The organism is Halosimplex amylolyticum (assembly GCF_051414035.1).
In the GTDB taxonomy this organism is placed as follows: Archaea; Halobacteriota; Halobacteria; order Halobacteriales; family Haloarculaceae; genus Halosimplex; species Halosimplex amylolyticum.
This window is the reverse complement of sequence record NZ_JBLKNW010000007.1, coordinates 39,701-57,607: the sequence shown is the minus strand read 5'-3', so window position 1 is coordinate 57,607 and position 17,907 is coordinate 39,701. Positions and strand designations below refer to the sequence as shown.

The 17,907-nt window shown below is 69.8% G+C and carries 17 protein-coding genes and 1 pseudogene; all 18 read left to right on the top strand.

Annotation, left to right across the window (positions count from 1 at the left end; all coding sequences use genetic code 11):
* Positions 1-85: 85 nt before the first annotated feature.
* The 18 genes and pseudogenes from ACMGFE_RS21375 (at position 86) to ACMGFE_RS21290 (ending at position 17,899) form a co-directional block, all read left to right on the top strand.
* Positions 86-1,741: a long-chain fatty acid--CoA ligase gene (locus ACMGFE_RS21375; RefSeq protein ID WP_436927323.1), complete on the top strand. Its 1,656-nt coding sequence runs from the start codon at positions 86-88 to the stop codon at positions 1,739-1,741.
* A gap of 84 nt (positions 1,742-1,825) precedes the next feature.
* Positions 1,826-2,116: pseudogene (locus ACMGFE_RS21370) on the top strand (calcium:cation antiporter family protein); the annotation flags it as partial.
* Positions 2,117-2,196: 80 nt separating this feature from the next.
* A complete protein-coding gene (locus tag ACMGFE_RS21365) occupies positions 2,197-3,078 on the top strand; it encodes a Na+/H+ antiporter subunit E (protein ID WP_436927322.1) in 882 nt (293 codons plus the stop codon).
* Positions 3,075-3,344, top strand: a complete 270-nt coding sequence (locus ACMGFE_RS21360) for a monovalent cation/H+ antiporter complex subunit F (RefSeq protein ID WP_436927321.1) — start codon at positions 3,075-3,077, stop codon at positions 3,342-3,344. The genes ACMGFE_RS21365 and ACMGFE_RS21360 overlap by 4 nt, the downstream gene beginning before the upstream one ends.
* Entirely contained in the window at positions 3,341-3,655 is a 315-nt protein-coding gene (gene mnhG / locus ACMGFE_RS21355; protein ID WP_436927320.1) for a monovalent cation/H(+) antiporter subunit G, read from the top strand. The genes ACMGFE_RS21360 and mnhG overlap by 4 nt, the downstream gene beginning before the upstream one ends.
* Positions 3,652-4,200, top strand: coding sequence for a DUF4040 domain-containing protein (locus ACMGFE_RS21350; protein WP_436927319.1), 549 nt, complete (start codon positions 3,652-3,654; stop codon positions 4,198-4,200). Before mnhG ends, ACMGFE_RS21350 begins: the two co-directional genes overlap by 4 nt.
* Entirely contained in the window at positions 4,197-4,634 is a 438-nt protein-coding gene (locus ACMGFE_RS21345; RefSeq protein ID WP_436927318.1) for an MnhB domain-containing protein, read from the top strand. The genes ACMGFE_RS21350 and ACMGFE_RS21345 overlap by 4 nt, the downstream gene beginning before the upstream one ends.
* A complete protein-coding gene (locus tag ACMGFE_RS21340) occupies positions 4,631-4,990 on the top strand; it encodes a cation:proton antiporter subunit C (protein WP_436927317.1) in 360 nt (119 codons plus the stop codon). The genes ACMGFE_RS21345 and ACMGFE_RS21340 overlap by 4 nt, the downstream gene beginning before the upstream one ends.
* On the top strand, positions 4,987-6,555 hold the full coding sequence (locus ACMGFE_RS21335) for a proton-conducting transporter transmembrane domain-containing protein (protein ID WP_436927316.1): 1,569 nt from the start codon (positions 4,987-4,989) through the stop codon (positions 6,553-6,555). The genes ACMGFE_RS21340 and ACMGFE_RS21335 overlap by 4 nt, the downstream gene beginning before the upstream one ends.
* Entirely contained in the window at positions 6,552-8,159 is a 1,608-nt protein-coding gene (locus ACMGFE_RS21330; protein ID WP_436927315.1) for a complex I subunit 5 family protein, read from the top strand. The genes ACMGFE_RS21335 and ACMGFE_RS21330 overlap by 4 nt, the downstream gene beginning before the upstream one ends.
* Positions 8,156-9,859 carry a proton-conducting transporter transmembrane domain-containing protein gene (locus ACMGFE_RS21325; RefSeq protein WP_436927314.1) on the top strand — a complete coding sequence of 568 codons (1,704 nt, stop codon included), beginning with the start codon at positions 8,156-8,158 and terminating at the stop codon, positions 9,857-9,859. Before ACMGFE_RS21330 ends, ACMGFE_RS21325 begins: the two co-directional genes overlap by 4 nt.
* 46 nt (positions 9,860-9,905) lie before the next feature.
* On the top strand, positions 9,906-10,295 hold the full coding sequence (locus ACMGFE_RS21320; protein WP_436927313.1) for a DUF7522 family protein: 390 nt from the start codon (positions 9,906-9,908) through the stop codon (positions 10,293-10,295).
* Between the two features lie 69 nt (positions 10,296-10,364).
* Positions 10,365-11,519, top strand: a complete 1,155-nt coding sequence (locus ACMGFE_RS21315) for an acyl-CoA dehydrogenase family protein (protein WP_436927312.1) — start codon at positions 10,365-10,367, stop codon at positions 11,517-11,519.
* 403 nt (positions 11,520-11,922) lie between these two features.
* The gene (locus ACMGFE_RS21310; RefSeq protein ID WP_436927311.1) at positions 11,923-13,824 is read left to right on the top strand and encodes a 2-oxoacid:acceptor oxidoreductase subunit alpha; all 1,902 of its coding nucleotides are present in this window, start codon (positions 11,923-11,925) and stop codon (positions 13,822-13,824) included.
* A 3-nt stretch (positions 13,825-13,827) separates the two neighbouring features.
* Positions 13,828-14,766 (top strand): thiamine pyrophosphate-dependent enzyme, encoded by a 939-nt coding sequence (locus ACMGFE_RS21305; RefSeq protein WP_436927310.1) that lies wholly within the window; start codon positions 13,828-13,830, stop codon positions 14,764-14,766.
* Between the two features lie 147 nt (positions 14,767-14,913).
* Positions 14,914-15,342 (top strand): HTH-type transcriptional regulator LrpA1, encoded by a 429-nt coding sequence (lrpA1, locus tag ACMGFE_RS21300; RefSeq protein WP_436927309.1) that lies wholly within the window; start codon positions 14,914-14,916, stop codon positions 15,340-15,342.
* A 93-nt stretch (positions 15,343-15,435) separates the two neighbouring features.
* Complete coding sequence (locus ACMGFE_RS21295; protein WP_436927308.1) at positions 15,436-17,022, top strand: DHH family phosphoesterase; 1,587 nt, start codon at positions 15,436-15,438, stop codon at positions 17,020-17,022.
* Between the two features lie 85 nt (positions 17,023-17,107).
* Positions 17,108-17,899 carry a CBS domain-containing protein gene (locus tag ACMGFE_RS21290; protein ID WP_436927307.1) on the top strand — a complete coding sequence of 264 codons (792 nt, stop codon included), beginning with the start codon at positions 17,108-17,110 and terminating at the stop codon, positions 17,897-17,899.
* Positions 17,900-17,907: the final 8 nt, after the last annotated feature.

Below are 17,907 nucleotides of genomic sequence, written 5' to 3'. Positions count from 1 at the left end.
CGAACACGCGCACACCGAACGAACGACCGAGTCGTTTGCGATCGTTCATGCACGTTTCTTGTACTAGCGGTACGTGTGCTACCGTATGCCAGGCGGAACCGACCAGACGCTGCGACCGTTCCTGTGGCGCGCCGAGCAACTGTATCCGGAGACAGCGGTCGTCTCGCGCACGCACGACGGCATAGTCAGGTACGATTACGACGAGTACGGCGACCGGACGGCACAGCTGGCCGGTGCCCTCGACGAGGCGGGGTACGGCGACGGTGAACGGATCGGCACGTTCTGCTGGAACCACCACCGCCACTTCGAGACGTACTTCGGCGTGCCGGGGATCGGCGCCCAGCTGCACACGATCAACCCGCTCCTGCCCGACAAGCACATCCAGTACATCGTCGAGAACGCCGAGGACCGGACGCTGTTCGTCGACCACTCGCTGCTGCCGAAACTGGAGGGCGCGGTCGCGAGCGACCCCTCGTCGTTCGAGTCGGTCGAGCGCTACGTGGTGATGGGCGAGACGGTGCCCGACACGGACCTCGACGCGGTGGCCTACGAGTCGTTCATCGGGGGCCACTCGACGGAGTACGACTGGCCGGACAACGACGAGGACCAGCCCGCGGGGATGTGCTACACGTCGGGGACGACCGGGCGGCCGAAGGGCGTCGAGTACACCCAGGGCATGCTGTGGAGTCACACGATGGCCCTCCAGCAACCGCAGGGGATCCCGCTGGACGACGACGACGTGGTGATGCCCGTCGTCCCGATGTTCCACGTCAACGCCTGGGGCCTGCCGTTCTCGGCGACCGCGGGCGCGGCCAAGCACGTCTACCCCGGTCCCCAGCCGGAGCCGGCGGACCTCGCGCGTCTCATCGAGGAGGAGGGCGTCACCGTCACCGCGGGCGTCCCGACGGTGTGGCTCGGACTGATGGAGTACGTCGAAGCGAACGACGTGGACCTGTCGGCGCTCGACCGGCTGGTGGTCGGCGGCAGCGCGGCCCCCGAGGCGATGATCCGCTTTTTCGACGACCACGACGTGGAACTGCTCCACGCCTGGGGCATGACGGAGACCTCGCCCGTCGGCTCGGCCGCCCACCTCAAGGGCAGCCTCGCGGACGCCGACTACGAGACGCAACTCGAAAAGCGGTCCAAACAGGGACTCATCACGCCGGGCCTGGAGTTCAGGGTCGTCGACGACGACGGCGAGGAGGTGCCCTGGAACGGCGAGGACTTCGGCGAACTGTGGGTCAAAGGGCCGTGGGTCACCACCGAGTACTTCGAGCGGCCGGAGGCGAACGACCTGGAGTTCGAGGACGGCTACCTGAAGACGGGCGACGTGGTCTCGGTCGACGAGGACGGCTACATCAAGATCGTCGACCGCGCCAAAGACGTCATCAAGAGCGGCGGCGAGTGGATCTCCTCGCAGGAGCTGGAGAACGAACTGATGGCCCACGACGACGTGGCCGAGGCCGCCGTCATCGGCGTCCCCCACGAGCGCTGGCAGGAACGACCGCTCGCGCTCGTCGTCCCGAACGAGGGCGTCGACCGCGACGCCCTCGACGCGAGCCTGCGCGAGCACATCCTCGAATCGTACCCCAAGTGGTGGGTCCCGGACAACGTCGTCTTCATCGACGAAGTGCCCAAGACCGCGACTGGAAAGTTCAACAAACAGGCCCTGCGCGAGGAGTTCGGCGACGAGTCGCTCGTCGAAGGGCGCGTCCCCGACGACGCCGCACCCGACGCCTGACCCCGTCGACGGCAGCGCCCTCCGACGACTGGGCCCGGGAACTCCGCCCGCACCGCCCGTCGAGAAGCGCGGGCGGGGTCGACACCGGAACTCGTCACGTCGGTCGCGGCGGCCGCTCGCGGCCAATCGAACGTCGCCGCGGGCAACGTCGTCGGTAGCTGCGTCTTCAACGTCCTCGGGGTGCTCGGGGTGGCCGCGATCGTTCGGCCCCTCTCGGTCGCCGATGCCGCGCTCCGCAGCGCGCTCTGGCTGCTCGCCATCTCCGCCGTCGCGACGGGCCTGCTGTGGACCCGACAGGCCCTCACGGGCCGCGAGGGGGCTCTCCTCGTCGCGCTCAACCTGTTCGACTGGGTCAGCGATCTCCTCTGGCAGTGACCGCCCGACGGCCTCGCGGCCGCTCCGCGACGGAGCGCGGAGGTGCTATTTTAACGATTTGTGCCGTTAGTACAGATCACATGACTCCCCTGGGGTCCGACCGATTTCTCGTGGTCGACGGCGGGGACGACGAGCGGCTCGCCCGCGCCGTCGGGCGCCACCGGGATCTGGCGACAGCGGCGGACTCGACGGCGGCGGTGACGGTGGTCGTCGGAGACAGTGCGCGCGCGGCCGAGGTCCGGCGGCTCGTCGCCGACCGCGGACTGGCCGGGCGCGTCTCCGTCGACGCGGTCGTCTCTGACGACCCCGCCGGTCTCGTCGCCGACCGCGTCGAGACTGGCGACGTGAGCGGCGTCGTCGTCGACCCCGCTCGCGTGGACCGAGCGTCGTTCCCCGACCTCCCGGTCCCGGTCGAGTGGCTACCGGCGCCGCGACCGACCCGCCGCCGACGTCTTCGCCACGGCCGCGACCGCCTGGGCGTCCTCGTCACGTTCGTCCTCTCCTCCTCGTTCTACCTCCTCCTCGGCGACCCGACCGACCCGTTCGACCTGGTCACGGGCGCCGCGACTGCCGCGCTCGTCGCTGCCGCGCTGGCCTCGGTGGCGGTCGAGACCGGTTCGTCGGCCGCGACGGCGGTCGCCCGGACCGCTCGCGCAACCCTGTTTCTCCCCTACCTCCTCTTCGAGATCGCGAGAGCGAACGTCCGAATCGCCTCCGTCATCCTCCGACCGTCGCTGCCGATCGACCCCGAGACGGTCGAGTTCGACCCCAGCGCCGATGGCCCCTTCGAGCGGGCCGTGCTCGCGAACGCGATCACGCTCACACCGGGGACCGTGACTGTCGACGCGACGGCCGAGTGTTTCCGCGTCCACACGCTGACCGCCGGGACGCGGGCGGGGCTCCGCGACGGGGGGATGGCCCGGGCCGTCGCCTGGGTGTTCCACGGGAGGGACGGGCGGTGATCGGCGGCGCACTCGTCGTCGGCGCTGCGGCGTTCGTCGCGCTCGCACTCGCGATGCTCGGGCGCGTCGCCGCCGGACCGACCGTCCAGGACCGCGTCCTCGCGGTCAACGCCGCGGGGACCGTGACGGTAGTCGTCATCGCGCTGGCGGCGGCCGCCTTCGACGAGCCCGGCTTCGTCGACGTGGCGCTGGCGTACGCGCTGCTCAACTTCCTGCTCTCGATCGGGCTGGCGAAGGTGCTCGTCGGTCGTGGGGGGCCGCTGTGACGCGCGTCGCCGCGCTCGCCCTCCTCGCGGGCGGGCTGGTCTTCACTGCGGTGGCCGCCGTCGGTCTCTACCGGCTCCCCGACGTGTACAGCAGGGCCCACGCCACCTCGAAGAGCGAGACGCTCGGCGCGCTGCTCGCACTCGGGGCGGCGGGCCTCGCGGACGCCGGGAGCGCGACGACCCCGAGGCTCGCCGCGCTCGCCCTCTTCTTGCTCGTGACCGGGCCGACTGCGGCGCACGCTGTCGTCCGTTCGGCCGAGGCCGACGGCGTCGAGCCCTGGGCGAACGACGGAGAGGAGGGCGAGGCGTGACGCCGGATCCGACCTCGCTCGCCGTCGTCCTGCTCGCGTTCGTCCTCGTCGCCGGCGCGACGGTGGCGCTCGCCCGGAACCTGTACGTGCTCACCGTCGCGTTCGGTGCGTACAGCCTCGGGCTCGCGCTGCTGTGGATCGTCTACCGCGCGCCCGACGTGGCGCTGACCGAGGCGGTCGTCGGTGCCGGCGTGACGACCGCGCTGTTTCTCGCCGCCGCGTCGCGGACCGACCCCTCGCCGGCCGAACGCGCCTTCGACGCGCGACCCGGCGGCCGCGGGCTGCTCGTCGGCGCGGCGGTGGTCGTCGTGCTCGGGTCGACGGTGCCGGCGCTCCCGCGGACCGGTGACCCGAGGGCGCCAGCGTTCGGCCCCGACGGCGCCGCGGCATTCTACCTCGCCGAGACCGGCGGGCTGGGTATCGACAACGTCGTCACGGCGGTGCTGGTCGTCTTCCGCGGTTTCGACACGTTCGGCGAAGTGGCCGTGGTGTTCGCGGCCGGCGTGGCCGTCGTCTCGGTCCTCCGGGGAGGGGAGTCCGCGTGAGCGACGACCCGCCAACGGTGGACAGCGTAGTCGTCACACAGACGGTCCGCGCGATCCTCCCGTTCGTCCTCACGTTCGGCCTGTTCACGATGCTCCACGGGACGTCGTCGGTCGGCGGCGGGTTCCAGGGAGGCGTCGTCGTCGGCGCGGCGGTCGTGGCCGTCGGCTTCGCGTTCGGCCTCGGACAGACGCGTCGGGCCGTCGGACTCCGCGGCCTGACGGTCGGCTCGGCAGCGGGCCTCGTCGTCTTCGCCGCCGTCGCGCTCGCGAGTCTCGCCCTGGACGGTGCGTTTCTCGACGCGAGAGCGTACGCGCGACTCCCCCTGGAGAAGGCCACCGTCTACGCGGTCGAGATCGCCGAGGTCGGGATCGGGATCACCGTCGCGAGCGTCGTCTCGCTGCTGTTTCTCGAACTCGGGAGGGACGAGCGGTGAGCGTCGCCGCCGCGCTGCTCGCCCGCCTCCCGCACGTCGTCGCGGTCCTGCTCGCGGCCACCGGGCTGGTCGTCCTGGTCGACGACGAGCACCTCGTGAAGAAGGTCGTCGGTCTGAACGTCTTCCAGACGGGGATCTTCCTGTTCCTCGTCGCAGCCGCGTTCCGCGCGGACGGGCGGTCGCCGAACCTCGCGTCGCCGGGTCCCCACGCCGACCCGGTCCCGCAGGTGCTCGTCCTGACGGCCATCGTCGTGGGCGTGTCGGTGACCGCCGTGGCGCTCTCGCTCGTGGTCAGGGTCTACCGGGCCACCGGAACCCTCCGCGAGGACGCCATCAGGGAGGTGCTGGAGCGGTGACCGTCGAGCCGACGCTGCTGGTGGCGGTGCCGCTCGTCGCCGGCGCGCTGGCGGTCGTCGCCGACCTGATTCCCGGCGGCGAACCGATCGAGAGCGGAGACGACGGCGCGACGCTCGCGTTCGCCGTGACCGCGGTCGCGCTCGCGGTCCAGACGGCGCTGGCCGCGGCGGTCGCCGCGCGGGCGATCACCGACGGCCCGGTCCGAACGGCGGTCGGCGGGATCGCCGAACCGTACGCGATCACGCTCGTCGTCGACGGGCTGTCGGCGCCATTTCTCGTCCTGACGGCGCTCGTCGGCCTCGGAACACTCGGATACGTCCGGGGGTCGGGCCCCCGGTCGGGCCCCTTTTTCGCCCTCTACTTGCTCCTCGTCGGCGGGGTTACCGGCGTCTACCTCACCGCCGACGCGTTCAACCTCTACGTCTTCCTCGAGATCAGCGGGCTGGCGTCGTACGCACTGGTCGCGCGGGGCGAGGGGCCGCGGGCGGCCCTCGCCGCGCTGAAGTACCTCCTCGTAGGCACCGTCGGCGCGTCGCTGTACCTGCTCGGGGTCGCCTACGTCTACGTGGCGTCGGGGACGCTGAGCATGGCGGCGCTGGCCGACGCCCTCGCGGCCGCCGGCGGGCTCGACGGGACGCTCGCCGTCACCGCGTTCGGCCTGATGGCCGTCGGCCTCGGCGTCAAGGCCGCTCTCTTCCCGCTGCACGTCTGGAAACCCGAAGCGTACGCGCAGGCACCGCCGGCCGTCGCGGGCCTGCTCGCCGCGCTGATCTCGACCGCCGCGGCGTACGCACTCGTTCGGTTGCTGCTCTCGGCGTTCACCGTCAGGTTCGTTCGCGCTGTCCCGCTCGTCGAGACGGGGCTGGTCGCCGCGGGGGTCCTCAGCGTCGCCACCGGGAGTCTGCTGGCGTTCCGCTCCTCTGACGTGCGCCGCCTGCTCGCGTACTCCTCGGTCGCGCAGATGGGCATCGTCGCGGTCGGGATCGGTCTCGTGAACCCGACCGGGTTCGTCGGTGTGGTCGTCCACCTCGTCGGGCACGCCGTCACGAAGGGCGGGTTCTACCTCGCCGCGGGCGCGCTCGCTGCGGGGTACGGCGTCCGGACGGTCGACGACTACGCCGGCCTCGCGGGCCGGGCACCGCTGCTGAGCGGCGCGGTCGCGGTGTTCGCCCTCGGCCTCGTCGGCCTCCCGCCGACGGTCGGCTTCGCCGGGAAGCTGTACGTCTTGCTCGCCGCCGCCGAGGGAGGCGCGACGGTCGCCGCCGCAGTCGTCCTCGCGAGCACGCTCGCCTCACTCGCGTACTTCGGCCGCCTCCTCCAGCGGGTGTTCGTCGAGCCCGTCCGCGAGGGGCCAGACGCCGGCGGTGCGCCGGTGGGAGCCGACAGCGACGAGTCGTCGGCCGACGGAGACGGTCGGCGCTCCGCGCGAGCGCCGGACCGTCACCCCTCGACGGGGGCGCTCGCGGTGATACTCGTCGCGGCCGTGCTCACCGTCGCGCTCGGCCTGGGCGCGGCGAGCATCGGCGGACTGGTCGACCCGACGGTCGCGAGGCTGGTCGGATGAGCGCCTCGCCGCTCGTCGCGCTGGCCGTGCTCCTCCCGGCCGCCGCGGTCCCGGCCATCTACGCGTTGCGCGCCCGGCCGAATCTCCGCGAGGGGGCGACGTTCGTCGCGGCCCTCGGACTGCTCGGGGTCGCGGCGGCGACGAGCTACCGGGTGCTCGGCGGCGCGCGCCCCTCCGCCGAGGCCGGTGCGTTCGTCTTCGACGTGAGCCTCGCGCTCCGCGCGGACCCGTTCGGGGCGCTGTTCGCACTTCTGGCCGCGGTGCTGTGGGTCGCGACCAGCGCCTTCAGCGTCGGCTACATGCGATCGCTGCGGGAACACGCCCAGACGCGGTACTTCGCGGCGTTCGCGGCCTCCATCGCGGCGACGACGGGGGTCGCCTTCGCCGCGAACCTCCTGACGTTCGTCGTCTGCTACGAGCTGCTGACGGTCGCGACGTACCCGCTGGTCGCCCACGCCGAGACCGACGAGGCGCGGGCGGCAGGCCGGACCTACCTCGCGTACACGTTCGGCGGGGGCGTCCTCGCGATCGGCGGGACCGTGCTGGTGTACGCCCTCGCCGGGACGACGACGTTCGCCCCCGGGGGGATCGCCGCGCTGGCCGACGCCGACCCGATGCTCGCACGCCTCGCGTTCGGCCTCCTGGCGACGGGTTTCGCCGTCAAGACGGCGGTGATGCCGCTGCACGGGTGGCTCCCGCGGGCGATGGTCGCGCCGGCACCCGTCTCCGGACTGCTCCACGCCGTCGCGGTGGTCAAAAGCGGCGCGTTCGGCCTCGGGCGGACGGTCATGTACGTCTTCGGCCCGGAGTCGGTCGCGGGGCTGGGCCTCGGGACGCCGCTGGCGGTCGCGGCCGGGACGACCGCGGTGCTCGCGGCCGTCGTCGCGCTCCGACAGGCGAAGATAAAGCGGGCGCTGGCCTACTCGACGGTGTCGCAGTTATCGTACATCGCGCTCGGATTCGCCATCGACGCCCGACTCGCGGTATTCGGTGCGCTCCTCCATATCGTCGCCCACGCGTTCATGAAGATCACGCTGTTCCTCGGCGCGGGACTGATATACGTCGAGACGGGCGTCGAGTACCTCGCCGACCTGCGGGGGATCGCCGCGCGGCTCCCGGCTACGACGGCGGCGTTCGCGGTCGGCGCCGCAGGTCTCGCCGGGATGCCGCTACTCGCCGGGTTCGTCAGCAAGATCTACCTCGTCCTCGGCGCGTTCGCGGCCGGGGTCCCCTGGTACGGCGCGGTCTACCTCGTCGCCGGTACCCTCAAGCTGCTGCTGTTCTGGCCGGTCCTCTCGGCTGCGTTCGTTCGTGAGGGCCCTCCAGTCCCGGTCCCCGAGTATCGCGACCACGCCGCGGACCACGAAGGGAAGCCTGCCGACCGGGCCGCCGACGGCGGGCACGGCGCGGGCGACGAGACGCACGACCGCGGACACGGCGACGCCGAGTGGGAGTCGCGGACGCCGTTCACCGAGACGCGCGTCGCGCTCCTCGCACCGGTCCTGTTCACCGCGGCGACGGCAGTGGTCCTCGGGATCGTCCCCGACGCGCTCCCGTTCTGGGACCTGGCCGAGCTGACGGTGGCGGAGGTGTTCGGCCCGTGAGCTTCACCGCCGTCCCGCCGGCGCTGGCGTTCGTCGCCGCGGCGGCGCTCGCGTCCGTCGACCGGCGCCTCGGCCACGCGGTCGGGGCTGTCGTCGCGGCTGGCGTCGTCGGCTGGCTCCTCGCCGTCCCGGCCGGAGCGCACGTCCCCGCGCGTCTGTTCGGCTTCGAGGCCGTCCTGTTCGCGGTCGATCCGGTCTCGCGAGTCGTCGGTCTCGTCTTCGCGTTCGTCGCCGTCGCCAACGTCGCCTTCGCGTACGGCACCGGCCTCTCGGCGCGCCAACTGGCGATCGGGCTGGCGTACATGGGCGCGGGGCTGGGCGCCGTCTTCGCGGGCGACTGGCTGTCGCTGGTCGTCTGGTGGGAGGCGATGGCGGTCACCGCGACGGCACTCGTCTGGCTCTCGCCCGGCGCCGCCCGTTCGGGGTACCGCTACGCCGTCTATCATCAGCTCGGCGGCGCGACGCTCGTCGCCGCCGTCCTCCTCCACTTCGCGCGGACTGGCACGTTCGCAATGGGTGACGGGCTCGCGGCGGGGGTCCCGACCCTGCTCGGCGTCCTCGGTGTCGGGCTGAACATCGGCTTCGTGGGGGTCCACGTCTGGATCGTCGACACCTACCCCCGCCAGCACGTCGCGAGCACGGTGATCCTCTCGGGGTTCACGACGAAGGTCGGCGTCTATGCACTCCTCAGGGTCGTCCCCGAGCAGCGACTGGCCGTAGCCTATCTCGGCGGCGCGATGGTCGTCGTCGGCGTCACGATGGCCGTCCTCCAGACCGACGTACGGCGCCTGCTGAGTTACCACATCGTCTCGCAGGTCGGCTACATGGTCGCCGGAGTCGGCCTCGCGACAGCCGGGGGTCGCGCTGGCGGGCTCGCACACCTGGTGAACAACGTCCTCTACAAGACGCTCCTGTTCATGGTGGCCGGCGCGGTGGTCGTCGAGACGGGCCGGGAGAGCCTGAAGAAGGTGGGCGGACTCGGCCGGCGGCTCCCATCGGTCGCGGCCGCCTTCGCCGCCGCGGCGCTCGCGATCACCGGCGTCCCCGGTTTCTCGGGGTACGTCAGCAAGGGGTTCGTCACGTCGGCGGTCGATTCGGCGGGCGCCGACCCGCTCTGGTGGCTGCTGCAGATCGGCGCGGTCGGCACCGTGATCTCGTTCGCGAAGTTCGGCTACTACGCGTTCCTCCGCCCCGCGCCCTCGGAGGACGACGGGCGACGGGGACACTCCGACGGCGTCGGTCCGTCCGCCAGCGCCGCGTTCGCCCTGCTGGCCGTCCCGTGCGTCGTCTTCGGCCTGTTCCCGGGCGCGCTCGCCGCGATCCTCCCGGCCGGCGTCTCCACGAGCACGGTCTTCTCGACGCGGAAGATGGTCGAGGCCGTCGTCATCGTCGCCGCGGGAACGGGCGCGTTCGCGCTCCTCCGCCGTCCGATTTCTCACCTGTCGCCCGCGCCCGACATCGACCGAGTCTACCATCCGTTGGGGGCGGCCGTTCTCGCTGCCGTCCCCGGTGCGGTGTCGAGGGCCGGCGCCGCCGGGTCGAACGCCGCCGCCCGCGCCGTCCGCCGGGCGAATGGCGTCGTCTCGGATCCCGGACTCGCGGAGCGGGCCGGCGTGTCCCGGGCCGACATCGGGACCGGCGTCCTCTGGCTCTCGCTCGCGACCGCGCTGGCGCTGGCCGCGCTGCTGTGGGCGAGCTGACGCGCCGGCCTCCGGACTTATCCTCGCGGAGCCCCCAGAACCCCGTATGGCACGCCCCGATTACGACGCCCTGCTGGAGTGGCTCCGCGACAGGTTCGGCGACTCCCTGCGGTGGGTGGCTTCCTTCGACAGCGACCGGTTCACCTACGACGTGCGCCACGTTCGCGAGGACCTGAAGACCGAGCTCACCAGCCTCCAGCTGGAGTACGTCATCCACCGGTCGATGGCGATATACAACCGTCGGCACCTCGAAGACGTCTATAACCACCTGGGCCAGGCCGAGGCGCTCGTCGTCCAGCACGACGAGGCGATGGCCGTCCACGTCTACTTCGAGGGCCCGAAGGGCGTGGTCGTCAAACTCGCCAAGGACGCCGCGGTGACGACGCCCGACTTCACCGACGACGCCATGGCACGGCTCTTCCCCGACGGGGAGTGAACGATCAACTCGCAGACCGTTTGTTAGCGTGTCAGCGTTTATTTGGGTCTCGCGCTCCTTGCGAGGGACATGGAACTACTGGACGACCGGCCGGTCCCCGAGGAGGCCCGCGAAGTAAAGGAACGGGCCCGCGAGTTCGCCGCCGAACACATCGCACCGAACGCCGAGTCGTACTTCGAGACGGGCGAGTACCCGACCGAGGTGCTGGAGGCCGGGATGGACGCCGGGCTCGTCGCCCAGGACATCGGGGAAGAGTACGGCGGGAAGGGGTTCTCGCTCCACCAGGTGCTGGCCATCGCCGAGGAGTTCTACCGCGCGGACGCGGGCATCGCGCTCACGCTGCAACTGGCGAGTTTCGGCGCCGAGATCCTCGAAGAACACGGCGACGAGGAACTCAAAGCGGAGTTCCTCCGACCCGTCGCTGAGAACGAGCAGATCACCGGGCTCGCCGTCTCCGAACCGGACACCGGGAGCGACCTGGCGGGGATGAGCACGACCGCAGAGAAAGACGGCGACGAGTACGTCATCGACGGGGAGAAGTACTGGATCGGCAACGGCGTCGAGGCCGACTGGGTGACCGTCTACGCGAAGACCGGCGACGACGAGAACAACCGCTACGGCAACTACTCGCTGTTCGTCGTCCCCACGGACGCCGACGGGTACGAGGCCGAACACATCCCCGAGAAGATGGCCTTCCGGGCGTCCAAGCAGGCCCACCTCACCCTGGAGGACTGCCGCGTCCCCGAAGACCACATGATCGGCGTGGAGGGCGCGGGCTTCTACATGCTCGCGGAGTTCTTCAACCACGGTCGCGTGATCGTCGGCGGTCACGGTATCGGACTGGCCGCGGCGGCCATCGAGGAGGCGTGGGAATTCGTCCACGACCGGGAAGCGTTCGGCCGGTCGGTCGACGAGTTCCAGGCCGTCCAGCACAAGCTCGCGGACATGCGGACGGAGTTCGAGGCCGCACGCGCGCTGAACTGGCGCGCCGCCGACCACGTCGCCGACAGCGACGACGCCGGCTTCTGGGCGGCGATGGCGAAGCTCAAGTCGACGGAGACGGCCAACGACTGCGCCCAGAAGGCCATGCAGCTCCACGGCGGCCGCTCGGTCCTCCACGACCGCCGGATCGCCCGCGTCTACCGCGACGTGCGCGTCCCGGTCATCTACGAGGGCGCGAACGACATCCAGCGCAACCTGATCTACAACCAGGCGCCGAAGTAACGCCAGCTTTCGACGCCGGGCCGAACCGGCGCCCGCTCGGTATTTCTGATACGACTCCCGTCCCACCCGACGCAGCGACGCCCACGCTCGCGACGTGACTACGACCGGGGGAGCCGTTCGCGCGTCCGATATCGGCGGATACCGGCCTGGAGCACGGCCTCGAGAGCGATCGATCACGCCGCAAACCGCTGTAGGGAACGGCTTACTGAAATAGAGAACACGTACAGAGATATACGACAGCGATCGTATGTGCGTGCAGTTGTCACCCTCGCCCGAGTTCAGGCGCGAGACGGTCCGTACCCATCCTTCACGATTATTCCCCGGTGACAGAGTGAAAACGCTTTAGTCAGGTCCATTCGTCGTTTCGTTCACGGCACCCGAATCGGGGCCGATCGATGTATCCATGACAGATCAGGAACTAATATGGCGGATTGCGGGTGGTTCCGGCGACGGTATCGACAGCAACAGTCGGTACTTCGCCAAGGCCCTCATGCGCTCGGGTCTCGACGTATTCACACACCGACACTATCCGTCCCGGATTCGGGGCGGCCACACCTACGTGGAAGTACGGGCCACTCCCGACGGGGCGGAGTCCCGCGGGGACGGCTACAACTTCCTGCTGGCGCTCGGTGACAGTTTCGCACGGAACCCCCAGGAAGACGCCTACTACGGGAACGAGGAACTGAAACCCCTCTCGGAGAACCTCGACGAACTCCGCGAAGGCGGTATCATCGTCTACGACTCGGGGCTCATCGACGAGGAGCAGGTCGCGGAGCTGAACCTCGAAGAGCGCGCCGAGGAGAACGACTGGCACGTCTACCCGGTCGACCTGCGCGGCATCGCGAAGGAACACGGCCGCGAGATCATGCGTAACAACGCAGGGATCGGCGTCACGGCCGCGCTCCTCGACATGGACACCTCGGAGTACGAGGGGATCATGGAGGAGATGTGGGACGAGGACATCCTCGAGGCCAACCTCGCAGTCATCCAGGACGGCTACGAGCAGGCCCAGGAGTTCGAGCAGAACCACGACATCTCCATTCCCGACCACGACGACCCCGAGGAGCCCCAGGCGCTGGTGTCGGGCAGCGACGCCATCGCCTACGGCGCCCTCGACGCCGGTTGCCGCTTCATCTCCGGCTACCCCATGACGCCGTGGACGGACGTGTTCACGATCATGTCCCAGAACCTGCCGAAGTTCGGTGGAATCTCCGAGCAGGTCGAGGACGAGATCGCCGCCGCGTCGCTGGCGCTCGGTGCCAGCCACGCCGGTGTGAAGGCCATGTCCGGCTCGTCCGGCGGTGGCTTCGCGCTGATGAGCGAACCGCTCGGGCTCGCAGAGATGTCCGAGACGCCGGTCGTGCTCGTCGAGGCCATGCGAGCGGGGCCCTCGACGGGGATGCCGACCAAGCCCGAACAGGCCGACCTCGAACACGTCCTCTACACGAGCCAGGGCGACTCCGCCCGCGTCGTGTTCGCGCCGGGCGACCAGGAGGAGTGTTACGAGCAGATCCGGACCGCGTTCGAACTCGCGTACGACTACCACATCCCGGCGATCCTGGTCTACGACCAGAAGCTCCAGGGCGAACTGCGCAACGTCGACGCGAGCTTCTTCGACCGCGAACCCGACGCGGACCCGGGTTCGGTCATCACCGAGGAGGAGATCGCCGAGGCCGCCGAACACCACGCTGGCAAGTTCAAGCGCTTCGAGTACGACGCCGAGGGCGGCAAAGAAGGCGTCAGCCCGCGCTCGGTGCCCGGACAGAAGGGCGGCCGCTTCCTCGCCACGGGGAACGAGCACAACGAGGCCGGCCACATCAGCGAGGACCCGACCAACCGCGTCCTCCAGATGAACCGCCGCCTCGGCAAGCTCGACTCCATCCGCGAGGAGCTCGACGAGAAGGGCAACCAGACCCACCACGGTCCCGACGAAGCCGAGTACGGGATCATGTGCTGGGGCAGCCACCAGGGCACCGTCTTCGAGGCCGTCGACCGCCTCAACGACGCCGGCCACTCGGTCAAGGCCATCGGCGTCAGCGACTTGATGCCCTATCCCGAGGAAGAGGTCAGCGAGTTCCTCGAATCCGTCGAGGAGTGCCTCGTCGTCGAGATGAACGCGACCGCGCAGTTCCGCGGGCTGACCCAGAAGGAACTCGGTCGCTTCGGCCCGAAGCTCTCGAGTCTGCTGAAGTACAACGGCAACCCGTTCGAACCGGCGGAGATCGTCGAGGGCTTCGAGTCCAGCATCGAGGGCGAGGAACTGGCCGTGAACAACATGAAGTACGTCCCAGCGGCAGGTGACTAACCAATGAGTGCATTCAGCGCCATCGGCGAACAACGAGAGGCCGAGGAAGACGAGTTCACACCCGGGATCGAGCCCCAGCCCACGTGGTGTCCGGGCTGTGGCGACTTCGCGGTGAACAACGCCCTGAAGAAAGCGATGTCCAAGCTCGGGAAGAACCCCGACGAGGTCCTCCTGTGTACGGGCATCGGCTGTTCGGGCAAGCTGAACAGCTACTTCGAGAGTTACGGGTTCCACACCATCCACGGGCGCGCGCTGCCGGTCGCCCGCGCTGCGAAACTCGCGAACCCCGGCGTCGAGGTCGTCGCGGCCGGCGGCGACGGCGACGGCTACGGGATCGGCGGGAACCACTTCATGCACACCGCCCGCGAGAACCACGACATGACCTACATCGTGTTCAACAACGAGATCTTCGGCCTCACCAAGGGCCAGACCTCGCCGACGAGCCCGAAGGGTCACAAGTCCAAGACCCAGCCCAGCGGGAGCGCCAAGCAGCCCGTTCGACCGCTCTCGCTGTCACTGGCGTCCGGGGCCTCCTACGTCGCCCGCACGGCGGCGGTCAACCCGAACCAGGCCGCGGAGATCATCGCCGAGGCCGTCGAGCACGACGGCTTCGCGCACATCGACTTCCTGACCCAGTGTCCGACCTGGAACAAGGACGCCCGCCAGTACGTCCCCTACACGGACGTGCAGGACTCCGACGACTACGACTTCGACGTCACGAACCGGGAAGAGGCCGGCAAGATGATGTACGAGGTCGAGTCGAAGCTCTACGAGGGCGAGGTGCTGACCGGTCGCTTCTACAAGAGTCCCGAGCGCCCCTCCTACGGCGAGGAGAAGCGCGCGACGGGCGAGATGCCCGAGGAGCCGCTGGCCGAGCGCTACTACGACGAGGACGCCGAGTGGGAGCGCTGCGCCGAGCAGCTCATCCAGAAGCACACGTAAGCCGGACCCGCCGGCGCGACGCGGAATCCCGCCGTCTCGGGGCGACTCGCCACCCCCGACGGGGCGCACTGGCGAACTCGAACGACCCGCCCGAACGGCGTTTGTGGTTTCGGAAGATATTTTTCGTCGCGAGGTAAATTAAGGTGTATGAGCGCCGAATCGACGGAGGAACAGATCCTCTCCGTCCTGGAGGAGGACGCCCAGGCCTCCTACGCCGAAATCGCGGACCGGGTCGAGGTATCGAAGCCTACGGTCCGCAAGTACATCCAGCGCCTCGAGGACGAGGAGGTAATCGTCGGCTACTCGGCCGACGTGGACCCGAAGAAACTCCCCGGCCAGTCGATCGCCCTCGTCGGGATGGACGTCGAGAGCGAACGCTACGTCGAAGCGATCCGCGAACTCAAGGGGATCGAGGAGATCGAAGCCCTCTACACCTCCAGCGGCGACCACATGCTGATGGCCGAAGTTCGCGCCTCAGACGGCGACGCGGTGGGGGACGTCATCGAGTCCCGGATCAAGGCCGTCGAAGGCATCAGCGCCGCCCACCCCTCTTTCCTCCAGGAACGCCTGAAGTGAGACTGACGAACGCGGACGGGGCCGCGACTCGGCCGATTCGCAGGGCGAAACGAGTGTGATGGTTTTTTACCCGCTGTTGACCGACCACAGGGTATGACGTCCCGCCTCGTCCTGGGGACCGGGTCGCTCGCGGGCACACTCGTCGGTGAGCTACGCGACCGGGAGGGCCGGCTTTCGGTGGTCGCCACCGACGAGAACGCCGTTCGGACGCTCCGCGAGGAAGGGGTGGCGGCGGAGGTCGGCGATCCGACGGCGGTGGCGACGCTGCGGGAGTGCGAGCGGCCGGACACGGTCGCCGTCGCGACGGCGGACCCGGGGACGAACGTGGCCGCCGCGCGCGCGGTCCGCCAGGTGTACCCCGACGCGTTCGTCCTCGCCTACGCGGGCGAGGAACCCACGGACGACCAGGTGGCGGCCGTCGAGGCCGTCGCCGACGAAGTCGTCGACCCGAGGGCGGCCACGGCCGAACGGTTGATCGAGAAGGTCGGCGACGCCGGCCTCCGGACGCGGAAACTGATGAGCGTGCTCCGGGACATCGGCGGTCGGTTGGCGATCGTCACGCACGACAACCCCGACCCCGACGCGATCGCGAGCGCCGTCGCGCTGGCCCGGATCGCCGACACCGCCGGCTGCGAAGCGGACATCTGCTACTTCGGCGACATCACCCACCAGGAGAACCGCGCGTTCGTTAACGTGCTGGAGTTCGATCTCATCAACCTCGAACCGGGGACGGACCTGGACGACTACGACGGCGTGGCGCTAGTGGACCACTCCCGGCCGGGAGTCAACGACGGACTGGCAGCGGACACGCCGGTCGACGTGGTCATCGACCATCACCCGCCCCGCTACCCGGTCGAGGCGCGCTTCGTGGACCTGCGCAGCGAGGTGGGCGCGACGAGCACGCTCCTGGTCGATTACCTCCGGACGCTGGGCATCACGCCGACGCGGGAGGTCGCGACGGGTCTGCTGTTCGGCATCCGCGTCGACACCGACGAGTACACCAGAGAGGTGAACCCCCGGGACTTCGAGGCGTCGGCGTTTCTCGTCCCGCACGCGGACGCGGGGACGCTCGACCGGATCGAGGCGCCGAGCATGAGCGCCGAGACGCTCGACACCATCGCGCGGGCGATCCGTAACCGCGAGCGCCACGGAACGGGACTGTTGAGTTGCGTCGGACAGCTCTCGGACCGAGACGCGCTCGCCCAGGCCGCCGACCGGCTGCTCGACCTGGAAGACGTGACGACGACGCTCGTCTACGGCATCAGCGACGGCACCATCTACGTCTCGGCGCGTGCCCGCGGCACGGACCTGGACCTGGGCGAGACGCTCCGTGACGCGTTCGGACAGATCGGGAGCGCCGGCGGCCACGCCGACATGGCCGGTGCCCAGATCTCGCTCGGCCTGCTGGACGCCATCGACGCCGACGACGAGTCGCTCAACGAGGTCGTCCGCGCCATCGTCTCCGACCGCTTCCTCGACGCGATGGGCTCTCGTTCCCACCGCGTCGTGGCCGACCTCCACGCCGAGGACTACCACGGCTCCGGCCTGGCCGGCGACGGCCGCTCGCAGGCGGACGCCGCCGCCAGCGGATCGAACAGTGACGACGGCGAGCGCGACGAGGACCGGTCCAGCGACGAGCGCGACGCCGGCGTGGAGTCCGACGGCGAGACCGGCGAGTGATCGGTCGGTCGCAGTCGCTCGACGACGCCCAGTACTGCGGGTCACAGGCGGTGTGTTTTTGCCCGCGCGACGAGTCTGACCGCTAATGGTCGAGGAGGGAGCGCTGTCAGTGAAAGATTACATGACCCGCGAGGTCGAGACCGTCTCACCGGACGACACTGTCGGCGACGTCGCCGCCAAGATCGCCGGCAGCACCGAACACAGCGGCTTTCCCGTGTGCGACGGGCGACACGTCGAGGGGTTCGTCAGCGCTCGCGACCTGCTCCAGGAGCCCGACGCCGAACCCATCTTCAAGGTGATGAGCGACGACCTGCTGGTCGCCCATCCCGACATGAACGTCGACGACGCCGCTCGCGTCATCCTCCGGTCTGGCATCCAGAAGCTCCCCGTCGTCGACGACGCCGGCAACCTCGTGGGCATCATCAGCAACGCCGACGTGATCCGGTCGCAGATCGAACGCGCCACCCCCGGGAAGGTGGACAACCTGATGCAGACGCTGGAGAATATCCACGGCGTCGCCGTCTCCCAGGAGCGTCGCGAGGTGTCGCTCGCGGAACTGACGCCCACCCAGGCGAAAGTCTACGCCGACGAACTGGAAGGGCGACGGTACGAACTCGAACGCCGCCTGGCGGAACCGCTCGTCGTCATCGACAACGACGGCGACCTGTTGCTCGCCGACGGCCACCACCGCGTCAAGGCCGCCGCGCGCCTCGACATCGAGTCGATGGACGCCTACGTCATCGTCCTCTCGGAACCCGTCGACCTCGGGATGGCCAAGACCGCCGAGAAGGAAAACCTCGAATCGATCGACGACATCGCCGTCGTCGACTACGCCCACCACCCGCTGGTCCAGAAGACCCACCGACTGCGGGACTGAACGCCGGA

Coding starts and splice junctions, on each gene's coding strand:
- ACMGFE_RS21375 (WP_436927323.1), top strand. CDS start 86: ATGCCAGGCGGAACCGACCAGACGCTGCGACCGTTCCTGTGGCGCGCC.
- ACMGFE_RS21365 (WP_436927322.1), top strand. CDS start 2,197: ATGACTCCCCTGGGGTCCGACCGATTTCTCGTGGTCGACGGCGGGGAC.
- ACMGFE_RS21330 (WP_436927315.1), top strand. CDS start 6,552: ATGAGCGCCTCGCCGCTCGTCGCGCTGGCCGTGCTCCTCCCGGCCGCC.
- ACMGFE_RS21320 (WP_436927313.1), top strand. CDS start 9,906: ATGGCACGCCCCGATTACGACGCCCTGCTGGAGTGGCTCCGCGACAGG.
- ACMGFE_RS21315 (WP_436927312.1), top strand. CDS start 10,365: ATGGAACTACTGGACGACCGGCCGGTCCCCGAGGAGGCCCGCGAAGTA.
- ACMGFE_RS21310 (WP_436927311.1), top strand. CDS start 11,923: ATGACAGATCAGGAACTAATATGGCGGATTGCGGGTGGTTCCGGCGAC.
- ACMGFE_RS21305 (WP_436927310.1), top strand. CDS start 13,828: ATGAGTGCATTCAGCGCCATCGGCGAACAACGAGAGGCCGAGGAAGAC.
- lrpA1 (WP_436927309.1), top strand. CDS start 14,914: ATGAGCGCCGAATCGACGGAGGAACAGATCCTCTCCGTCCTGGAGGAG.
- ACMGFE_RS21295 (WP_436927308.1), top strand. CDS start 15,436: ATGACGTCCCGCCTCGTCCTGGGGACCGGGTCGCTCGCGGGCACACTC.
- ACMGFE_RS21290 (WP_436927307.1), top strand. CDS start 17,108: ATGGTCGAGGAGGGAGCGCTGTCAGTGAAAGATTACATGACCCGCGAG.